The organism is Paenibacillus oryzisoli (assembly GCF_050467285.1).
Taxonomy (GTDB): Bacteria; Bacillota; Bacilli; order Paenibacillales; family NBRC-103111; genus Paenibacillus_E; species Paenibacillus_E oryzisoli_A.
On the sequence record NZ_JBCMUN010000007.1, the window covers coordinates 88,517 to 106,425 of the forward strand.

General features: G+C 50.4%; 10 protein-coding genes. All 10 read right to left on the reverse strand.

What is annotated here, in order from left to right; genetic code table 11:
• Window positions 1–16: 16 nt before the first annotated feature.
• Window positions 17–1,168 carry a hypothetical protein gene (locus ABE504_RS13065; protein ID WP_430088876.1) on the reverse strand — a complete coding sequence of 384 codons (1,152 nt, stop codon included), beginning with the start codon at window positions 1,166–1,168 and terminating at the stop codon, window positions 17–19.
• 164 nt (window positions 1,169–1,332) lie between these two features.
• The gene (locus ABE504_RS13070) at window positions 1,333–4,455 is read right to left on the reverse strand and encodes a glycoside hydrolase family 2 TIM barrel-domain containing protein (RefSeq protein ID WP_430088879.1); all 3,123 of its coding nucleotides are present in this window, start codon (window positions 4,453–4,455) and stop codon (window positions 1,333–1,335) included.
• 91 nt (window positions 4,456–4,546) lie between these two features.
• Entirely contained in the window at window positions 4,547–6,103 is a 1,557-nt protein-coding gene (locus tag ABE504_RS13075) for an ABC transporter substrate-binding protein (protein ID WP_430088881.1), read from the reverse strand.
• 64 nt (window positions 6,104–6,167) lie between these two features.
• A complete protein-coding gene (locus ABE504_RS13080) occupies window positions 6,168–7,073 on the reverse strand; it encodes a carbohydrate ABC transporter permease (protein ID WP_430088882.1) in 906 nt (301 codons plus the stop codon).
• Window positions 7,074–7,090: 17 nt separating this feature from the next.
• On the reverse strand, window positions 7,091–8,017 hold the full coding sequence (locus ABE504_RS13085) for an ABC transporter permease (RefSeq protein ID WP_430088885.1): 927 nt from the start codon (window positions 8,015–8,017) through the stop codon (window positions 7,091–7,093).
• Window positions 8,018–8,166: 149 nt separating this feature from the next.
• Entirely contained in the window at window positions 8,167–10,278 is a 2,112-nt protein-coding gene (locus tag ABE504_RS13090) for a hypothetical protein (protein WP_430088888.1), read from the reverse strand.
• A 135-nt stretch (window positions 10,279–10,413) separates the two neighbouring features.
• Window positions 10,414–12,537, reverse strand: coding sequence for a hypothetical protein (locus ABE504_RS13095; RefSeq protein WP_430088891.1), 2,124 nt, complete (start codon window positions 12,535–12,537; stop codon window positions 10,414–10,416).
• A 110-nt stretch (window positions 12,538–12,647) separates the two neighbouring features.
• Entirely contained in the window at window positions 12,648–14,219 is a 1,572-nt protein-coding gene (locus ABE504_RS13100; protein ID WP_430088893.1) for a response regulator, read from the reverse strand.
• A gap of 17 nt (window positions 14,220–14,236) precedes the next feature.
• Complete coding sequence (locus tag ABE504_RS13105; RefSeq protein ID WP_430088896.1) at window positions 14,237–15,982, reverse strand: sensor histidine kinase; 1,746 nt, start codon at window positions 15,980–15,982, stop codon at window positions 14,237–14,239.
• A gap of 197 nt (window positions 15,983–16,179) precedes the next feature.
• Entirely contained in the window at window positions 16,180–17,844 is a 1,665-nt protein-coding gene (locus ABE504_RS13110; RefSeq protein WP_430088899.1) for an RICIN domain-containing protein, read from the reverse strand.
• Window positions 17,845–17,909: the final 65 nt, after the last annotated feature.

Here is a 17,909-nt window from a genome sequence, read left to right on the forward strand (position 1 = left end):
CCTTGCTCACGTCTTCTTATTCTTCTTCAATAGCTGTGTTTTTTTCGTGGTCTACGGTCTTCCCGGTCAACTCTTCATACATGGCAATAATTTCTTCTTGAGAAGGCTGAGGCAGCATGTCTTCAAATTCTTGCAGCAGCCCGGCTCCTACGGAGGAGAGGACAGGTGTGCTCCAATATGGCCCTTGCCCAGGTGATCGCTTAAACCCGTACGTACCGTAGTTGAGATTGCAAAATTGCAAAATGCTCGCCATTTCTTTTTCGGTCAAGCTGTTATCCAGTTTGTCATGCATAATTGCTTTCAATCCTGCCCTGCGGGTAGAGTAGCTTGAATAATTGATCGGAACTTCCTGGACCCACTCCTGAACAACAGGTTTCCACTTTTGCGCCTTCGCCAGCCATTCCGATCTGCGCCACAGGTACCGTTCCGTAAAATCTCCCACGTCTATCGTCTCGCCGGATTCTTCAAACTGTTCCATCGTGGACGCGATAAAAGCGGCATCCACAGAAGGATAGCAAATTTCTGCTACAAACGGCTTGTTTTGCCAGCCAGCCCCATTCTTATCCTGAATATGACCCTGGCTGTTATCTGCCGTAATATCGAACCAAGCGATATCATGACCCATATACGTCAAAACAATGTCAGGTCTTGTATTTCCTCGGGTTGCTTGGAGTTCTATCATCAGATCGCCATAAACAGGAGGCATAAACAGTTTGGTTGCAATGGATTCGATGGCGTACCCCGCCATCGCCGGAACCAGATTCACCGTGGACATGTCCAACAATTTCCATTGGTCAGCCCAACGCTGTGTATACCCGTCGACAATCTCTTCATCTTTAAGCGGGCGGCTGACAACCAGCCTCCACGCATTTTGGACGGCTTCATCCAAAGCATCGGCAAATTCGTTGACCGCACTTAGTGCTTGATGGTTCTCGTCAACTTGATATGGGACAACTTTTCTCTGCAGCATCTGTGAAGGAGCAGACTGTTGTACATGCCCACGTAACATTCGGCCAACCGCTCTGTTGCCAACTTCTCTTTGCAGTTGCAGCACATGCCTTGACATTAAGGCAGTTGCCGCAGGCGTCTGTGCGCCTTCCCGCTGAGCCGTCAAGTTATCGGAACGAGAATTGGAGGATAGCCGTTTACTATTAGGAAACTCGCGCAACCAAATCACCTCCGGATCAGAATAGTACTAAAGCACCTAATGAATATCCATTATTCTACAATTACCGACTTTTTTCTGCAAGAATATTCCTGTCCACAAGGCGATGACGACCAGGTAAATAAAAGGAGCTAAGCGCTTGTAAGTGCTTAGCTCCTTTATCCTAATTAGTTAACCTTCCCCTGCAGCGTAAAGCTGAAGGAATAGCTCTTGTCCGCCGGCAGCAGAAATTGCGGGTGTGGCTTCGACCCCCAGCTATCATCGCCGCCAACGCCCATTTGCCGATTGTTGATCCGAACAACGGTCTTGTCGCTTGCCGGCAGTTTATAGACATGGTCATGCGCTTCAAGCTCAAATGGCGTATAAGGCAGCACGTTCAGTTCAAAGGTCGGCTCTCCGATAAGGTGGAGCCGCGCGCCGTTTGGATGCGATAGTTCAGCGCGGCGAACATCCATCTTGTTGCCGCACTCCTGCGGCCGTAGATAAGGCACGAATTGCTCGGCAACTTTGCCCTGGTGCAGTCCAATTTTGGCGCTCAGCTGGCGATCCCAATACGATTCATGCGGCCCTTTACCGTACCACGCCAGGTCTGCAAACGAGCTGTCCAGGCTAAACATGATGCCGACTTCAGGAATTTCCGGCAGGTTGCGGCCTGGCGTGAGCTGCTGCTCCACGCGGATCGCCCCGCTGCCCCAAACGGTATACGTCATGACGCAGGCCGATTCCGTGGTTGTTGGCAGCACATAAGCGGCATGTACGATGACACGGTCGGCAAGCGGCTCCCAACGCAGCGAGCGGAGCTTGCGTTCTTCGCCAGCACGCCTCCACGTTGCACAGCGCTCATGCTGCTTATTGCCGCGGTCGTTATCCGTGTAAGCGCGCCAGAAATTCGGTTCGAGCGCGCTCTTGAGCAGTTCGCTTCCGCCGACGGTATAGGAAACCAAGCTGCCGCTCCCCGTATCAAATCCGGCGCTGAAGCCCTCGCCCTGTACAGACAAGCGGCCCGCTTCCAGGGATACATGAACCAGACTGCCGCTCTGCACAGGTTCAATAACCGCGACAACCGGCTCCGCAGCTGGCAGCACGAATTGCTCGAACGCCACTTCATGACCGGCTTCCGCCCACTTCTCCGCTTTCTTGGTCACAAAGCTGATCGTCAGCACAGCTTCTCCGCTGTGCTCAAGCTTAGGCAGTGCAAGCTGGATCTCCTTACTCTCAAGCGGCCCGACCGCTACGGTCAGGTTGCCTTCAGCGCACACAACGCCGTCTACGGCAATCGTCCACTCGAGCAAGTATGCATCCAGATCCGTAAACAGGTTTTTATTGGTCATCTTGTAGATGCCTTGTTCGCAATCGACTTCGGTAATGCTTATATTTTGATAGCATTTCTTGGCTTCGATCAGCTTCGGTGAAACGGATCTGTCGGCAAGCAGCAGACCGTTGCCACAGAAATTGCCGGAATGCGGCGTTTCGCCGAAATCTCCACCGTACGCCATATAAGTTGTGCCGTCCTTTTCCGTTTTCCAGAGACTTTGGTCGACCCAGTCCCATATAAAGCCGCCCTGCAGCACCGGATAGCGGTCAAACAACTCGGTATAAAGATGCAAACCGCCCAGGGAATTCCCCATCGCATGGCTGTACTCGCATAGGATGTACGGCTTTTTCTGCCCTTTTTCATTCGCATATGCAATCAAGCCCTCCGGCCTAATATACATGTAGCTTTCAACATCTGTTGCGTCGGCCGATGCCTTCCAATTCACAACGCCTTCATAGTGAACAACACGTGTCGGATCCGCCTCGCGCAGGAAATCATGCATCTTGATGAAATTATCGCCGCCGAACGCTTCATTGCCAAGCGACCACATGACGATCGAAGGATGATTCTTATCCCGCTGCATCATGGAATTGGCCCGGTCTATGACGTTCGCCGTCCAAGCCGGATGGCTGCCCGGCACCGTATTCGGCAGCAGTTCGGTCTGACCGCCGCTCCAGGTGCCGTGCGACTCCAGATTAGTCTCATCTATCACATACAAGCCGTATTCGTTGCACAGCTCGTACCAGAGCGGATTGTTCGGATAGTGGGAAGTGCGCACCGCATTCATATTGTGTGCCTTCATCAGCTTAATGTCCGTCACCATATCGTCCAGCTTCATCACGCGGCCGGCGTCCAAGCAAAACTCATGGCGATTAACGCCTTTGAACACGATTCGCTGACCGTTGATAAGCATGAGTCCATCCTGGATCTTGAATTGACGAAAACCGGCCTGCGTACTGACGACTTCGAGCAGCCTCCCCTTCTCATCCTTCAAGCTGATGACAAGCATGTACAGATGCGGCGACTCCGCGCTCCATTTCAGCGGATTGACCACAGGGGCCGATACCTCAACTTGCGCTTCGGCCATGTCGCTGTTAAGCGTTGTCGTCACTTTCAGCGGCATGCCAAACACAGCTTGCTGCTCGGCATCATACAATTGTATCTCACAGGTAACGGAACCCAAATCGGCTTCCCAGTAATTCATCAGCGTCGCTTTGACGTTAAGCGCCGCGTCCTTGCAAGCTTCGTCGAGCTCCGTTGTTACGAAGAAATCATACACATGCGCCTTCGGGATCGTGTACACGTAAACATCGCGGAAAATACCGCTCAGCCGCCAGAAGTCCTGATCCTCCAGCCAGCTCGCGTCGCACCACCGGTATACTTCGACCGCAAGCGTATTCTCGCCCGCTCTTAAATAAGGGGTCAGATCGAATTCGGCCGGTGTAAACGTATCCTCGCTGTAGCCTGCGAGTTCGCCATTGACCCAGACGTAGAAGGCCGACTCCACCCCTTGAAAGCTAATAAAGACAGGCTGTCCCTGCCAATGATCCGGCACCGAGAAGGTACGGACATAAGCGCCTACAGGATTGTAAATGGTAGGTGCGAACGGGGGAGCAAGCTCAGGTTCCGATGTCTCCCACGGATAGCGGACATTTGTATACTGCGGGTAATCGTACCCTTGCAGCTGCCAGTGCCCAGGCACCTGAATGTCATCCCATCCCGTATGATCGAAACGCTCCTCATAGAAATTGCTGATGCGTTTGGCCGGCGATGCCGCCCAAGCAAATTTCCACGTGCCGTTCAGCGATGCGTAACTGCGGGAGGCCGGGCGGTCATTCTTAAGCGCTTCCTCCACGGAATCGAAAGGCATCAGGGTCGCGTGTGCTTTCATTCGGTTCAGCTCAAAAATGTCAGGATTATTGTTCCATTCCGGATAGCCGTTGGCTGGCGGAGTATACCTAAGCTTATGCTTCATCATCGATAACCTCTTTCGTCATTAATAAGCCCGAAAGAAGGGCACCCTCCACTGAGGGGCATCTTTCGGGCTGCTGTATTCTCGGCCTGTCTTATTTATTTTCAGCCAGGAACGTGTTGATTTGATTTTGAAGCTCGGCCTGAATTTTGTCCATTCCCGCTGCTTTAAGCTGCGCTTGCAGGTCGGCCAAGCCTTTGTCTGTATCTTTAATAAGACCGTATTCGAGCGGCAGACCGTAACGCGTCATGACGTTGCTGACATTCGAAACTTCATTCAAAACTTTCGTAGAATCGAATACGAACGTTTCCAGTTTGAAGTGCGTAACCTGGTCTTTCCATTTATTCTCGATGTCTTTCGCTCCTTGCGGGTACGTTGCCTCTTGGCGGTTCAACGGTGACTGGAAGCCCCAATTCGTGAATGTATTGAAACTGCCGAATTTGTCCGTTTTGGTAAAGAGATCGCTGCCGTTAGCTGTGTAATGCGTACCTTCGATGCCGTACATCATCAGATCGTGCAACTGCTTATCGTTTTGCAGCAGGTCAAGCACCATCAACGCGCGCTCCGGCGATTTGGACGAAGCGTGGATGGACATGCCGTTTTGCGTGGAAATAGCAATCGTTTTCTTGCTGTCCGGTGCAATATCCGCGATGCCGACTTTCCAGTCAGGGTGCGCGGTTTTGACAGCGGCCACGGCTGAAACTGCCGAAGATAAGGTATGTGAAAATGACGCGATCTTACCCGACTTAAAGTCCTCGGACTGGCTTCCTTTATAAGTCAATACATCTCTCATCCATGTTCCGTTGTCGGCAAGATTCTTGTAGTACGTGAGCAATTCTTTGAATTGCGGTGTATCGTAAATATCAAACACTTTGCCCGATGCATCGCCAATGCTGACTGCGAACGGTGTTCCGTCAATCGGCTTCCAGTTGTTCTTCTGCATCAGCAGCGGCGTGTCTAACGCATTCATGCTCGCCAGTGTAGGGCCAAATGGGGTAACGCCTTTCTCATTTTTCACAATGGCATCCGTAAATTTCTCGAATGATGCTCCGTCCGTGATCGGCGGCAAGTTGTACTTCTCACGCAAGTCTTCGCGGTAAATGAGAAGCTTTTCCTTGTATTCGTTCGGAATGTTATAAGGGAACATATACAGCTTGTTCTTCACTTTCGCTTGATCCCATTTAACTTTGTCCATGGATTTCCATGCCAGCGGCGCATATTTGGCAAGCAAATCGTCAGTCAGCTCGAGGAAGCCGCCTTTATTGGCTTGGTCGGCATACATAGCCCAGTTCGCCGTATAGACGAGGTCGAAATCTTCATTTGCCGCAAATTTAAGCGGATATTTCTGCTTCCAGTCCGACCAGTCCAAGAACTCCGTTTGCAAGGTAGCGTTTACTTTCTGCTTCAAGACTTTGTTAATTTCGCCGAAGACCAAGTCGTAATCCACCGGTTTCGGTCCGAGCAGGATCATTTTCAGTTCAACGGGTTTCGAGGTATCGGCCCCTGTATCTTTCGAATTGGAAGAAGACGTGCCTTGCGGCGTGCTTGTTGCGGTGCCCGAATTGCTGTCTTTGCTGCCGCATGCGCTAAGCATCATGGATGCCGCCAACAGACTTGTCAATACAATCCCCCATGATTTCTTTGTTGTCATTGTGTTGCTAGCCCCTTTCTGTTCCAGTTGTCGTATTTTTATTGATAACCAGGTTGCCCTGAGATTACCCCTTGACGGCGCCGATCGTTAATCCTTTTACAAAATATTTTTGGATGAACGGATAGGCAAGTATGATCGGACCTGTAGCGACGACGGTCATGGCCATTTTCAAGCTTTCACCAGGAATCGTGACCGTCACGCCCGAACCGGATCCCAGCACGGCATCGCGCATGCCCTCCAGGTTGCCGAGCATTTTATACAGGTAATACTGCAGCGGTACGAGCTTCTCGTCGGAAATAAACAATAGGGCCATATACCAATCGTTCCAGTGGCTGAGTGCGATAAACAGACCGATCGTCGCCAGCGCGGGCTTGGAAAGCGGAAGGATCAGACTGACAAAGATTCGGAAGTCGCCGGCGCCATCGATTTTGGCTGACTCGGAAATCGCATCGGGAATCCCGTTCATGAACGACCTCATCACCAGCATGTTGAATACGTTCACAAGCGTCGGCAGGATCAGTACAATCAATTTATCTTTCAGATCCAGGTAATTGACGATGAGCAAGTACCACGGGACAAGCCCGCCGCTAAACAAGGTGGTAAAGAAGAAGTAAAAGGCGAAATGGTTGCGCCACTTGAAATCTTTGCGGCACAGCACGTAAGCGGTCATGGCCGTCAGGAACAAGCCGAGTACGGTGGAGATGACTGTGACCGTGATGGTAACGCCATATGCCCTAAGTATCGATTCAGGGAATTCAAAAATAATGCGATAGGCTTCTGTTGAAAATAATTTCGGAAACAGGCTGTATCCGTGCAATCGGATTTCGTTCTCATCGTTGAATGACGAGGCCAAGACGATCCAGAACGGAACGATACAGAGAATGGCCATAACAATCAGCAGGACGTATCCGATGGCGGAGAGAAACAGCCTATCCTTCTGTTGGCCGCGTTTCACGGCTGTCGCGTGCATATAAGTTGTCCCTCCCCTTAGAATAAAGCGCGGTCTTTATCGTATTTGCGTACGGCGTAGTTGACTAACAGAATTGTGACGAAACCGAGTACCGATTGATAGACGCCAGCCGCGGCAGACATCCCGATCTCGTTCGTGGTCATCAGCAGCCGGAAGACAAATGTATCAATGACGTCCGTTGACGAGAACAGCATACCGTTGTTGCCAATCAAGTTGTAGAACATGCCGAAGTCGCCGCGGAAGATGTGACCGATCGATAGCAGCACGAGAATCGTGAGTGTCGGCATCAGATTTGGGAAGGTCACATGGAAAATGCGTTGAAACACGTTCGCCCCATCGATTTCAGCCGCTTCATACATTTCGGTGTCGATACTCGTGATGGCGGCGAGGTACATCACCGTGCCATACCCGAGCGACTTCCAGATGTTGAAGAAGAGCAAAATGTAAGGCCAATACGCCGGCGTGTTGTAGATGTCGACCTTCTCCATGCCGAGCGAGGTCAACAGGTTGTTGACGGTGCCGATGTCATAGCTGAAAAAGCTGTAAGCGATGGAACCGACGACGACCCAAGAGATGAAATATGGCAGAAACATCGCGGATTGAATAATTTTACGAAACCATTTGCCGCCGACTTCGAACAGCAGAATCGCCGCCGTAATTTGCAGCAGGTTGCCGATGATGATGAAGCCGAGGTTATAGAGCGCTGTATTCCTGGTCACCAGCCAAGCGTTGCCCGACTGGAAGAAAAACTTAAAGTTGTCTAGCCCTGCCCACGGGCTTCCAAAAATACCGCCTGTGTAATTGTATTTCTTGAATGCGATGACGATCCCGGCCATCGGGATGTATGAAAACAGTAAACATAGCAGCGCAGTTGGCAATATCATGAGCAGCAACGTTCTACTTTTTATCAACTCATGCCAAAATCTCTGTTGTCGCTTTATCATATCTCTGCTCCTCTCTCTATTCATCATTATAAAGGGAAAGAAAATTCGATAAAATTCAGCAGAACAACAAAAAATAATACGAAATCTACGATTCGCACAAAGAAGCAGTAGAAGATCGCTCCTCTACCGCTCATCCTGTTCATCCCTATTTACTGTTTCACAAACTTCACCGCATCGGCAATCGTATACCCCGGCGCGGACGCTATAATTTTGACGGCATTCTCTGTTGCGGAGGCCGTGAAGACATACGTGCCGACTTCCACCCATGTGCTGCCATTGATCGTTTGATTTACGGTTTTAGATGTATCCAACAAGCCGCCATATTTGATTTCCAGCGGAGCCGCGGTTGGGCGATTCGAAGAAGCCGGCCATCTCATATAGACTTTGTAATTTCCCGCCTCTGTGATCGTCGGTGTCCACACGGCGGATTTGTCCGGGTTGGCAGCGGCAGCCCCATCGTTCAAATAATTCGTGTTGTAAAAACCCGAATCAAAAGTGCTGGATGTCCAGGCCCCCGTTGTTGCGAATGCCGGCCCCGGGTCGTTATTATCCACGGTCACTTCAACAGGAACACCCTTTACTTGAATGTTATCAAACACAGCCTGCTGGTTGTAGGCACGGAGACCGATTTTTCCGGCTGCGATCGAGGAATCGTTAACGGTAAGTTCTTCAATGCCATTCACTGAACCTACAAGGGTATTGCCTCGCATCGAAAGCTTGAGGCTGTAGGCCGTATTCAAGTTCTCCGTATAGGACTTGGCAGCCAGCGTCGTAAATGTACCGTTCACCTTTTTGAGCAATTGAACTTGATTCGTGCTCAGGCGCAGCAAATAGTAATTGTTATTGTCTGCATATCTGCCGATGATGCCTGTCGCCGCCCCGCTTGTTGTCGACTTCGGCGTCATATCCGCCAGTACGTCATAGTTCGTCCAGTTGGCATCTCCCGTCGCGGCAACAGCCTCTGCAGCCGTATTCGCGGACTGTTGGTAGGCATACGTTGCATCCGCAACAACCGACCAATTGCCGCTTGACGCAGACCAGCCCTGTGCATCGCCATCTTCAAAGTTATCGGACACCAATGTCTGTAATTCGGGTTCCGGCGCCGCAACCGGCGGACTCCACGTTCCTGCGGCGGTATCAATCGTCCAGCTTGAATAACCGTGAATTGTCGGCACGCCCGTAGCGCTGAACGTGAGCGGATACCAACCGTTTCTGCCAACTCCCGTACTGCCATTGAACCCATTATTTGTCCAACGGTCGCCCAGATACACATACATCGTTCCCTCCGTTCCTTGGAGCGGAAGAATTTGATCGATCTGCGTGTCAAAGGAATTCCCGGAGGTTGGTGATGTAAGAATATCCCATTTGTATGTCCAAGTTCCACTCAGGCTGGTCGTCGTATAATAATATGAGGGCGTCGATTTGAAACCATTCGTCTTCGAGGCGAACAAATAATATTGGGACCCTCGCTTGATTAACGTCGTTGCCTCCTTATTTCCTTCCGTCCATCCAAAATGTTTCGTGCTTTCCGCAATATCCAAATAGTCGGACGTCAACTTGCTCATCTGGAAGGCTCCGTTCCAATTCGAGCCGGCATCCACCGTAAACGTAAGGTACGTACTGCCGTCATCGTCCGTGAAAATCGAGCCTAAATCGCCCATGCTGTATCCATTGGGTCTCGCAATGTAATTTTGAAAGGTAAATGGACCTTCGGCCGAAGAACTTGTGAAAAACGCTAATTTATTTCGTCCGAAGACATCGATATTTTTATCGAACGTATTCCATTCTGTGATCATGACATACTGGGACGTCGAGCTATTGTAGGCAACGACAGGTCTTCCAATCCATTGACTAGATGCAAAAGGTATTGTTTTCTGTTCAGGCGGATAATTCGCTTCGAGCTCAGCCAATTTGGGGTTGATTGTACTAAAATCAACGATCCCCTTCCCGCTTGGAACCGTACTTGCTTGCTTCGTCCAATGAACCATGTCGGTGGATGTAAGCAAGTTGACATTCTTGACTCCCGATTCGGAATAATTCATGCCATACCACAGGAAGGTATCTCCCTCCTTCATCATCCAGCCGCCTTGCGCCCAAATCGGATTCCCCTCAGTATCATTCCATACGCTTTGGTCCGGATTCATGGTAACTGAAGCCGCTTTGGCAGCGGTGGCAACGCCGAATGACAATAAAATAAATAACGCGGCTACCGCAGCCGTCCAAATTTTTCTGGAGCCTAGCATTTTCTGCGCTCTTAACATTACATTCACCCTTTCTACATTTTCCAAACTGACACCGACTGACCTGCTGACACGATGACGGATTTTTTTGTGCACATCCCCCCTTTCAATAAAGCGCTTACAATGAATGTTTAAGAAAGAGGGCCTCAGCCCCCGCTATATGTTGGAATTCAGGATCTTGTCGTTTGCAAAAGGAGCTCTGCCCCTAATCGACATATTGTCATATTGCGCATAATTGTAGCCGCTTCCCAAGCCTGCCGCGCCGGAAGCATACGTACCATCGTCAACCGATGCTACAAGCGTCCCGTCAATGTAGGCCTTAATGTTCGTGCTTCTGAAACTAAGCTGCATCGTGTGCCAGATCCGCACCGAGAAAGATACCGATCCCGAGGCCAGGATGATGTCGGCGTCTTTTAACGGGTCTGTGATCCGCAAGCTCCACTGGCCCGTCTCATCTGCCTGAAGCCTATAGCCGCCGATCAATGTATCATTGATGTAAGTGCGTGCCTGTGCGCCTGTACGGCCAACGATGGCTACCTTTCCGGCCGTTTCATTGCCGAACATATCTTTTCCGGAATCTTCAATAAACACATCCGCGCTGTAGTCGTAATCCGTCCAATTCAGGTCACCGAACTGCGTGTGTGTACCATATCGAATTCGAGGCGTCATCCACGCATCCCACTGCTTCATCGGACCTGCAACAACCTGGCGCAACACTTTGCCGCCGCCGTCAAATTTATCTGCAACTTCGAATACGCCTTCCACATCAAAGGTATATTTGGGCGCCGTCCCGATGTCGCAGTTTTCAACGTCCACCCGGTAGCTGCGGGGGAACGCTTGAGATTCCGGAACGGGATGAGGCGACAGCCCTTTCTGCTGACCTGTCGTTGTTGTCAATGAATACATCGAATTCGGTTCAAGATCAATTGAATAGGAATTGTCTGTCACCGCAATACTCGGCTGCTGCATCAATTGCTCCTCTTCATTTGATTTCCAGACGTGAACCGTATCCGTGGATAACCCGCCTGTCAGCTTAAAGATCAGCGTCTCCGCAGAAGTGCCGGTTACCAGAATAACACTGTAATGGCCGCTGCCATCCGGCTGCCTCAAGGTTACATATGCGGTTCCTCCTGCCGTAACCCCGCACCCGCTGTCAAGATATCGCCAACCCGGCTGGGCAAATTGATTCGTGTGCGCGGCGGCCCAGATTGCGGGCATAACCGTATAATGTCCCGACCAAGGTTCGTCGGCGATCATCACGCCTGTTTTCGGAAACGACAGATTGAGGTAAGAGGACGAGATCATATGCCAGACATTGGTTTTGGTAACCTTGGCTTGAATATAGTTGGTATTCATGAGCTTGGCCAAATCCAGTGCGCCCTTCTGACCGTTAACGGCGTGCCAATGACCGGACCCTGTCCAGCCCTCGCTCTCCCAGAGCGTCAAGCCGGAGTTCTGAGCGGCTTCCGTAGAAGTGCTCTTCACGTAATGGTAACCAATAACGGAAACCGCATGCTTCAAATCAGGATCTGCAAGGACCTCGTCCACAAAAGCCCAAGGTGAGCGAGGGTTATACGGTTCTTTTTCCCTGCCGCCAATATCCGGGGCGACAATCTGGACATGCTGTAAGCCATTTCGATCCAGCGTGGGTCTCAATATGTTGACGATGTAGTGCTTTAAATAAGAAGGACTGTTCGGGTTGCCAGGGTCGACTAAATCAAGACCAACAAAGCTTTCGTTCTGATTGCCCCCTACATAGTCGATGTCCAAGTCCCACTCCCTCTTGGCTCCCAGGATATAGCTCACCAAATAATCCGCATTATCCTGCGAGTACATGGCATACTTGCTGGCGTTATCGGCATAGTAGCTGATCTTATCTTTGCCGACGCTGCTGCTGTAGTCATTGATCCACCCGGGGGCGCCCCACTGCAAAATATCCAGTTTGATATTCGGATTCCGCTTCTTCGCTTCGCTCATTAACCAAAGCTCGTAGCCGCGGCGCATATTCGGATGGGCAAGCTCCTCCCTCGTTCGCGCATGGCTTGGCTCTGTTCCCGTCGTGGAGAAGACATCTCCGCCGACCTCGACTTTCAGATGCGTATAGCCGGCTCCATAATTGGGCTTGAAGAGATAATCCAGAATGTCGCTGCGATAAGGTTCGGGATAATCGATCAACAGACGGGTATTGCCGCCGCCGCCGCTAACCACGCCTTGTCCCTCAAACATTTTCCCCGCGCCATTGCCGTCAATCATGATAGAAGTAACAGAAAACATCCGCATGATAGGGTGTTGTCCTCCCTCTGTTTATTTACCTATTATTATAGAGGGTCAGCCCCGTTGACATCATTCAGCTAAACAACAAAAAGTAATACTAAATCTACGAGGGTTCGTTATATTTTGTTCTTTTTACGATATTCCCTTGGCGTCATACCGGTAGCCTGTTTGAAAGAACGATTAAAATAGATGACATTTTTGTAGCCAATCCGGTCTGCGATTTCGTAGACTTTCAGCCGGGGATCGTCCAGCAGCTCGCAAGCGCGCTTCATGCGGACGTCATTCATAAAGTCGCTGAACCCCATCCCTGTCTCCGCTTTAAATAAATGGCCCAGATAGTTCGGCGTAAAATCGAATTTCGCGGCAACCTCCTTCAACGTCACTTTATTGTCCAGCCGCTCCCCCACATAACTTCGAATATCTGCAATCAATTTACGGTCGTGCTTCCTTCTCTTCACAAACAGCAGCTCAGACAATTCAAATAATCTTCTGCGCAGCCAGGATACAATATCATTCATCGTCTCAAATTCGAATAACACGTCCGGCTGATGCGATTCCCAGTTCAGGAGCTCGTACAAATTCTCGTTGAGTTGCTGCAGATCCCCGTGTAATTTAGACGTCATACGGATGATTAGATCATACGCCTCGCTCTTGCGATGCGGCGCATAGTCCGGGCGGAATATGGCCGTTAAGCCATCATCGATCTTCACCAGATCATAGTCCAGTATGGCTTGCAGCACTTCCTCGAAGATGCGTTCAATATGCACGGTTCCCGATTTAACGGGCTGCTGGGATGTGATGTCGCGGATGACTCTGTTTTTGCCCAGCACCCACTTGATACTGAGGGCCATCTCTGCTTGACGATACGAGTAATGAAGCTCATCCTGGCTGTACGCGCGATCGCCAAGCCCCACGGTTAGGGTAAACGGAAACCTCTCGCCAAAAGCGCGGATCAGTTCTTCCAGCTCTTGACCTATGCCTACGCCGCCTGTAGCGAGTAGAACGAACCGATTCGCGAAACCGTTCATCAGGTTTCCCAAGCCTTTCGTCCGAACACTATCCATCAGATGCTGCTCGACGCTTGTCCACAACGCACGCCGCTCTTCTACCGTCATTTCCTTCGAGTATCTTTCAAGGTCGTCCGCGTCAATCAAAGCCACCGCGGTTCCCTTCTCGATAAAAGGCGCCATATACTCGGCCAACCGCTCTTCGGCTGTAACCGGCGACGCTTCCTGGAACCATCGAAGCAGCAGCTCCCGCTGTACGTAAGGCAGCGCTTCCGAGAGAGAGGAGCGGTGGCGGCGGTCCTCCTCGACCTTGGCGCATAATCCTTCAATCATTGTAGCCAGCTCGTCGTCATCGACAGGCTTCAATAAATAGTCATAGGCCTCCAGCTGTATCGCTTCCTTCGCATAACTGAAATCTTCATGTCCGCTTATAAAAGCAATCCGGACTTCCGGGTTGATTTCTTTCGCTTTGCGCGCGAATTCAAATCCCGACATGATCGGCATCCGAATATCGGACAGCACGATGTCAATCCTTTCTTCCTTCATACAAGCAAGTGCGGCAAACCCGCTCTTCACTGTTCCCGCCACTCGCAGCCCTGGACACTGCGCAGCTTCTACCCGTACTCGCAGCCATTCCAGATCGATCGCTTCGTCATCGACAAGCAAGATGTTAATGGTCATAATAGATCGCCGCCCTTTCATGTCTTATTGCGTGAGTAATCCGTAACGTCCACCTCAGGAAAAGCGTCCATCCGAAACGGCAGTATTATGTGAACTGTCGTCCCGCCGCCGAAAATACTGGCGATTTGCACGCCATAATCAGCGCCATATCGGAGCTTAATGCGTTCATTGACATTCTTCAGTCCATACGCATTCGATTGTGCCCCACCGTGGAGCGCCTTATCGACCGTATCCGGCCGCATGCCGATGCCGGTGTCGATCACCTTCAGCTCAAGCCGCTCCCCTACTCGCTTCGCTGTAATACGGATGGCAATGGTATCTCCGAACCAGGCATGCTTGAACACATTCTCAACAAAAGGCTGCAGCAGTAATTTGATGATCTGCACGTCCTTGACTTCGGGATCCATCTCGATAAAGACTTGAAACGCATCCGCATATTTGACCTTCTGGATGTCGAGATAGGCCCCGACTTGATCCAACTCTTTCTCAAGAGGGATTAGAACCTGCCCTTCGTTCAGCGTCAATCGATAAAAGCGGGAGAGCAGCTTGACCATCTCTGTCACCTCGCGTGTCTTGCCCAAATTGCTTAAGGAGCTGATGGTCGACAAGGTATTGTATAGAAAGTGTGGATTGATTTGCGCTTGCAGAGCCTCCAGTTCAGCCTGTTTTTTTTGTACACCCTGACTATACACATCTTGAATGAGCTGTTTAATACTGCTTGCCATACGATTAAATGAACGGGCGATAAGTTCAAACTCGTCGTTACCGCTCACAGAAATGCGCCGATCCAGCTTTCCATCCTGAAAATAGCGAATGAAAGAGACAATTCGTTTCATTCTTCGTCCAGACAGCGTAGCTATGATAAACCCGATGATGCCCATCACGACAAAACTTGCCGCACAGATCAGCCCGATCGTCACTTGCAGCCGTTTGGCATCTTTATTCAAATAGTCAAGCGGCACGCGAACTTCAATAGCGAAGGTCGTCCCTTCAATCACTTCCCGTAAATTCAGAAACGTATCGTCCATGTCACCGGGGAGTCGCTCCAACAAGGTCTGCCCTGTCCGCTGGTCATAGAAACGCAAGCCAAGTCCCTGTTCCGGATATTTAATGATATTGCCTAGCAGACTATCGAGACTGACCGTAATTTTGATATAGCCGATGACGGTTCGATTGTCCGTTAATAAAACGAGCTTGCGAAACAAAGCCACGTTGTCATGCTCCCGATCCATGTCTGCCTGAAACCAAAGATTATCCGCTTGATCCGACTGCAGCTTCTGAAACCACGGAGAGCTCTGCAGCGCAGAAAAAGATAAAATAAAATAATCGCTTTTGGTAATTGGCCCTGTGTCGGACGAGCCGCTGGATTCACCGATATCCGGATTGGTTGTATAGAGCGTCAGCCGAATTGGACTGCCGAACAGCTCTAGCGGCGCTTGAAGCATGGGAACAACTTCATCAATAACCGTTAAGTACATCGTCAACCGGTCGCCATGCTTCGTAAGCGCACGTTGAAAAGGCAAACTGCCAAACAGCTGGTCGGAAATTCGCTGAATCTCCGCCATGCGATACTCGGCATTATTGCGCGTTTGCTCCAGGGCCGAGCGAATCCCCGTTTGAGCGACTTCCGTACGGGATTTGACCAGCATCGTGTACGAAGCATAACCGATGGCTGCATCAGTGACCAGCACGAGTAGGAGATAAGGAATCATCATTTTATACGTAAATGGCATATACCTGCTTGTAAAGGACAGTCGTTTCATCCAAAGCCAACCCTTCCAAATCGACATCTTTCGCAGAACCTTATATTCTCAGTTTAGCGTATACGAGCAAGTGTAGAATATACAAGGAAACAACGAAAAAAGGTATGAATTCAACGATTTATACAGGAAAATAAAACAACCGGAGACATGTCAAATGTCCCCGGTCAAATTGTATTGAAAACTATGTCTTGTTCAAATCAATGGGGAGCGACCACGTCGAAGCGCCACGTTTGGTTCGTCGAGCCCGTTTCCTCCCACTGGATGACAAGCGCGTTGTCATCTGTCGATCCGTTATTCATGCACAGCACCTTGCTGCTATTGCGGTTCTTGATTTTATAATAACCGCCGCCGGCATCGATAAGCTGCCATTGCTGACTCGTATTGCTGCTGGCCGTCCATTGGATGCCATAGCCCCCATTGCCTGTCGATGCGTTGCGAATATCCATATACAAGCCGCTGTTCGTATTTTGGATGTTGTAATAACCGGATCCGGCATCGACGAATTTCCAGGACTGGCTGGCTGCGCCGGTATAGGCTTTCTGCTGAAGCAGCGCGTCCGCTGTCGTCAGATTGTTCACAATGCCCAGCGCCTTGCCCGAATTACCGTTCACAAGCGCGTAGGTGAGCAGCGGATCAACAGGCACCGCAGGAGCCGTCCCGCTCCATGTTCCGGCAGCCGTATCCAAATACCACTGATGATACCCGTTGATAATTGGTTTGCCTGTGCTGTCAAAAGTAAGTGGGTACCATTGATTCCGGCCAGGCCCTGTGCTCGCAGGCTCACCATCGACTTTCATATTGCTCCAGCGATCACCGATAAACATATAGACAGTGCCTTGCGTTCCCTGGAAATGGAAAACCTGATCAAACTGTGTATCAAAAGAGTTCGCACCCGTTGGGCTCGTGCCAGCGTAAGACGTTCCGTACCAAGGGGTGGTCCCGGCCCAGTACGATGAAGTCCACGGCCCGGAGATGGAAGGCGCGGTATAGTAGTACGTTCGGCTGGAGCTCCAGCTTTTCGTCTCGGACGCCATTAAATAATATGTGGAGCCTTTCTTGAACAGAAAGCTCGCTTCTTTATAAGGGGCCGTCGATTGCAAATCGATGGAGGAGGTCACCACAATCTCATAGTCATTGTCGGCATTCAGCAACGTGTCCAGCTTACTTATTTGCAGACAGGAATTTGTAAAATATTTATTTTTTTCGTCACTCCAGTAGCAATCGCTGGTATACGAAATGTACGTGCTGCCGTCGCTATCTGTGAAAATCGAACCCAGGTCGCCCATGGTGTAACCGCCTGGTTTGCCGATTTTTTTCTGATAAGTAAACGGCCCCGTTGGCGAATCGCTGTACCAGATTGCAATGGAATTGCGATTCCCATCGTTGGCTCCCCATTCACTGTACATCACATATTTGTGGAGAACGCCATTATACTGCACGAACGGTCTGCCGACCCATTGCCCCAGTACGTAAGTGTCCGTGCCTAACTTATCGTTAATAGAATCGAAGTCGACGACTTCCCGGTAGGCCGTCCAGTTCGTCAGATCATTCGATGTGTATACACTGATTTTCTTTTTCCAGTTGGGATTAAGGGTACCGTCCGGCAAGTTCATAGGTTCAGAAACGTCCAGACCATACCAATAGTAGGTCCCTCCTTCCTTCATCATCCAGCCCCCTTGGGCCCAGATCTGCTCACCGTTTGTTGCGTACTTCAGCGTATCGTTTACAATCTCAGTAGTTGCCGCTTTCGCTGACTGCGCAAATGCGAACATAATCAACGTGATGAATGCGGCTAGCAGCATAGGCAGTACTTTCTTCTTGGTTGGCAGCCAAGCTGGGCTTGGCAGACGTGTCCCCCTCATCATGAACACCTCATCTTTTCAAAATTCATGTAACCCGTTTCGTTAAAAGAACACCGAACAGATCC

What these genes read in the sequence shown, in the direction of transcription:
- ABE504_RS13080 (WP_430088882.1), bottom strand. Translation starts at nt 7,073, where the DNA reads ATGCACGCGACAGCCGTGAAACGCGGCCAACAGAAGGATAGGCTGTTT.
- ABE504_RS13085 (WP_430088885.1), bottom strand. Translation starts at nt 8,017, where the DNA reads ATGATAAAGCGACAACAGAGATTTTGGCATGAGTTGATAAAAAGTAGA.
- ABE504_RS13090 (WP_430088888.1), bottom strand. Translation starts at nt 10,278, where the DNA reads ATGTTAAGAGCGCAGAAAATGCTAGGCTCCAGAAAAATTTGGACGGCT.
- ABE504_RS13095 (WP_430088891.1), bottom strand. Translation starts at nt 12,537, where the DNA reads ATGCGGATGTTTTCTGTTACTTCTATCATGATTGACGGCAATGGCGCG.
- ABE504_RS13070 (WP_430088879.1), bottom strand. Translation starts at nt 4,455, where the DNA reads ATGAAGCATAAGCTTAGGTATACTCCGCCAGCCAACGGCTATCCGGAA.
- ABE504_RS13105 (WP_430088896.1), bottom strand. Translation starts at nt 15,982, where the DNA reads ATGAAACGACTGTCCTTTACAAGCAGGTATATGCCATTTACGTATAAA.
- ABE504_RS13075 (WP_430088881.1), bottom strand. Translation starts at nt 6,103, where the DNA reads ATGACAACAAAGAAATCATGGGGGATTGTATTGACAAGTCTGTTGGCG.
- ABE504_RS13110 (WP_430088899.1), bottom strand. Translation starts at nt 17,844, where the DNA reads ATGAGGGGGACACGTCTGCCAAGCCCAGCTTGGCTGCCAACCAAGAAG.
- ABE504_RS13100 (WP_430088893.1), bottom strand. Translation starts at nt 14,219, where the DNA reads ATGACCATTAACATCTTGCTTGTCGATGACGAAGCGATCGATCTGGAA.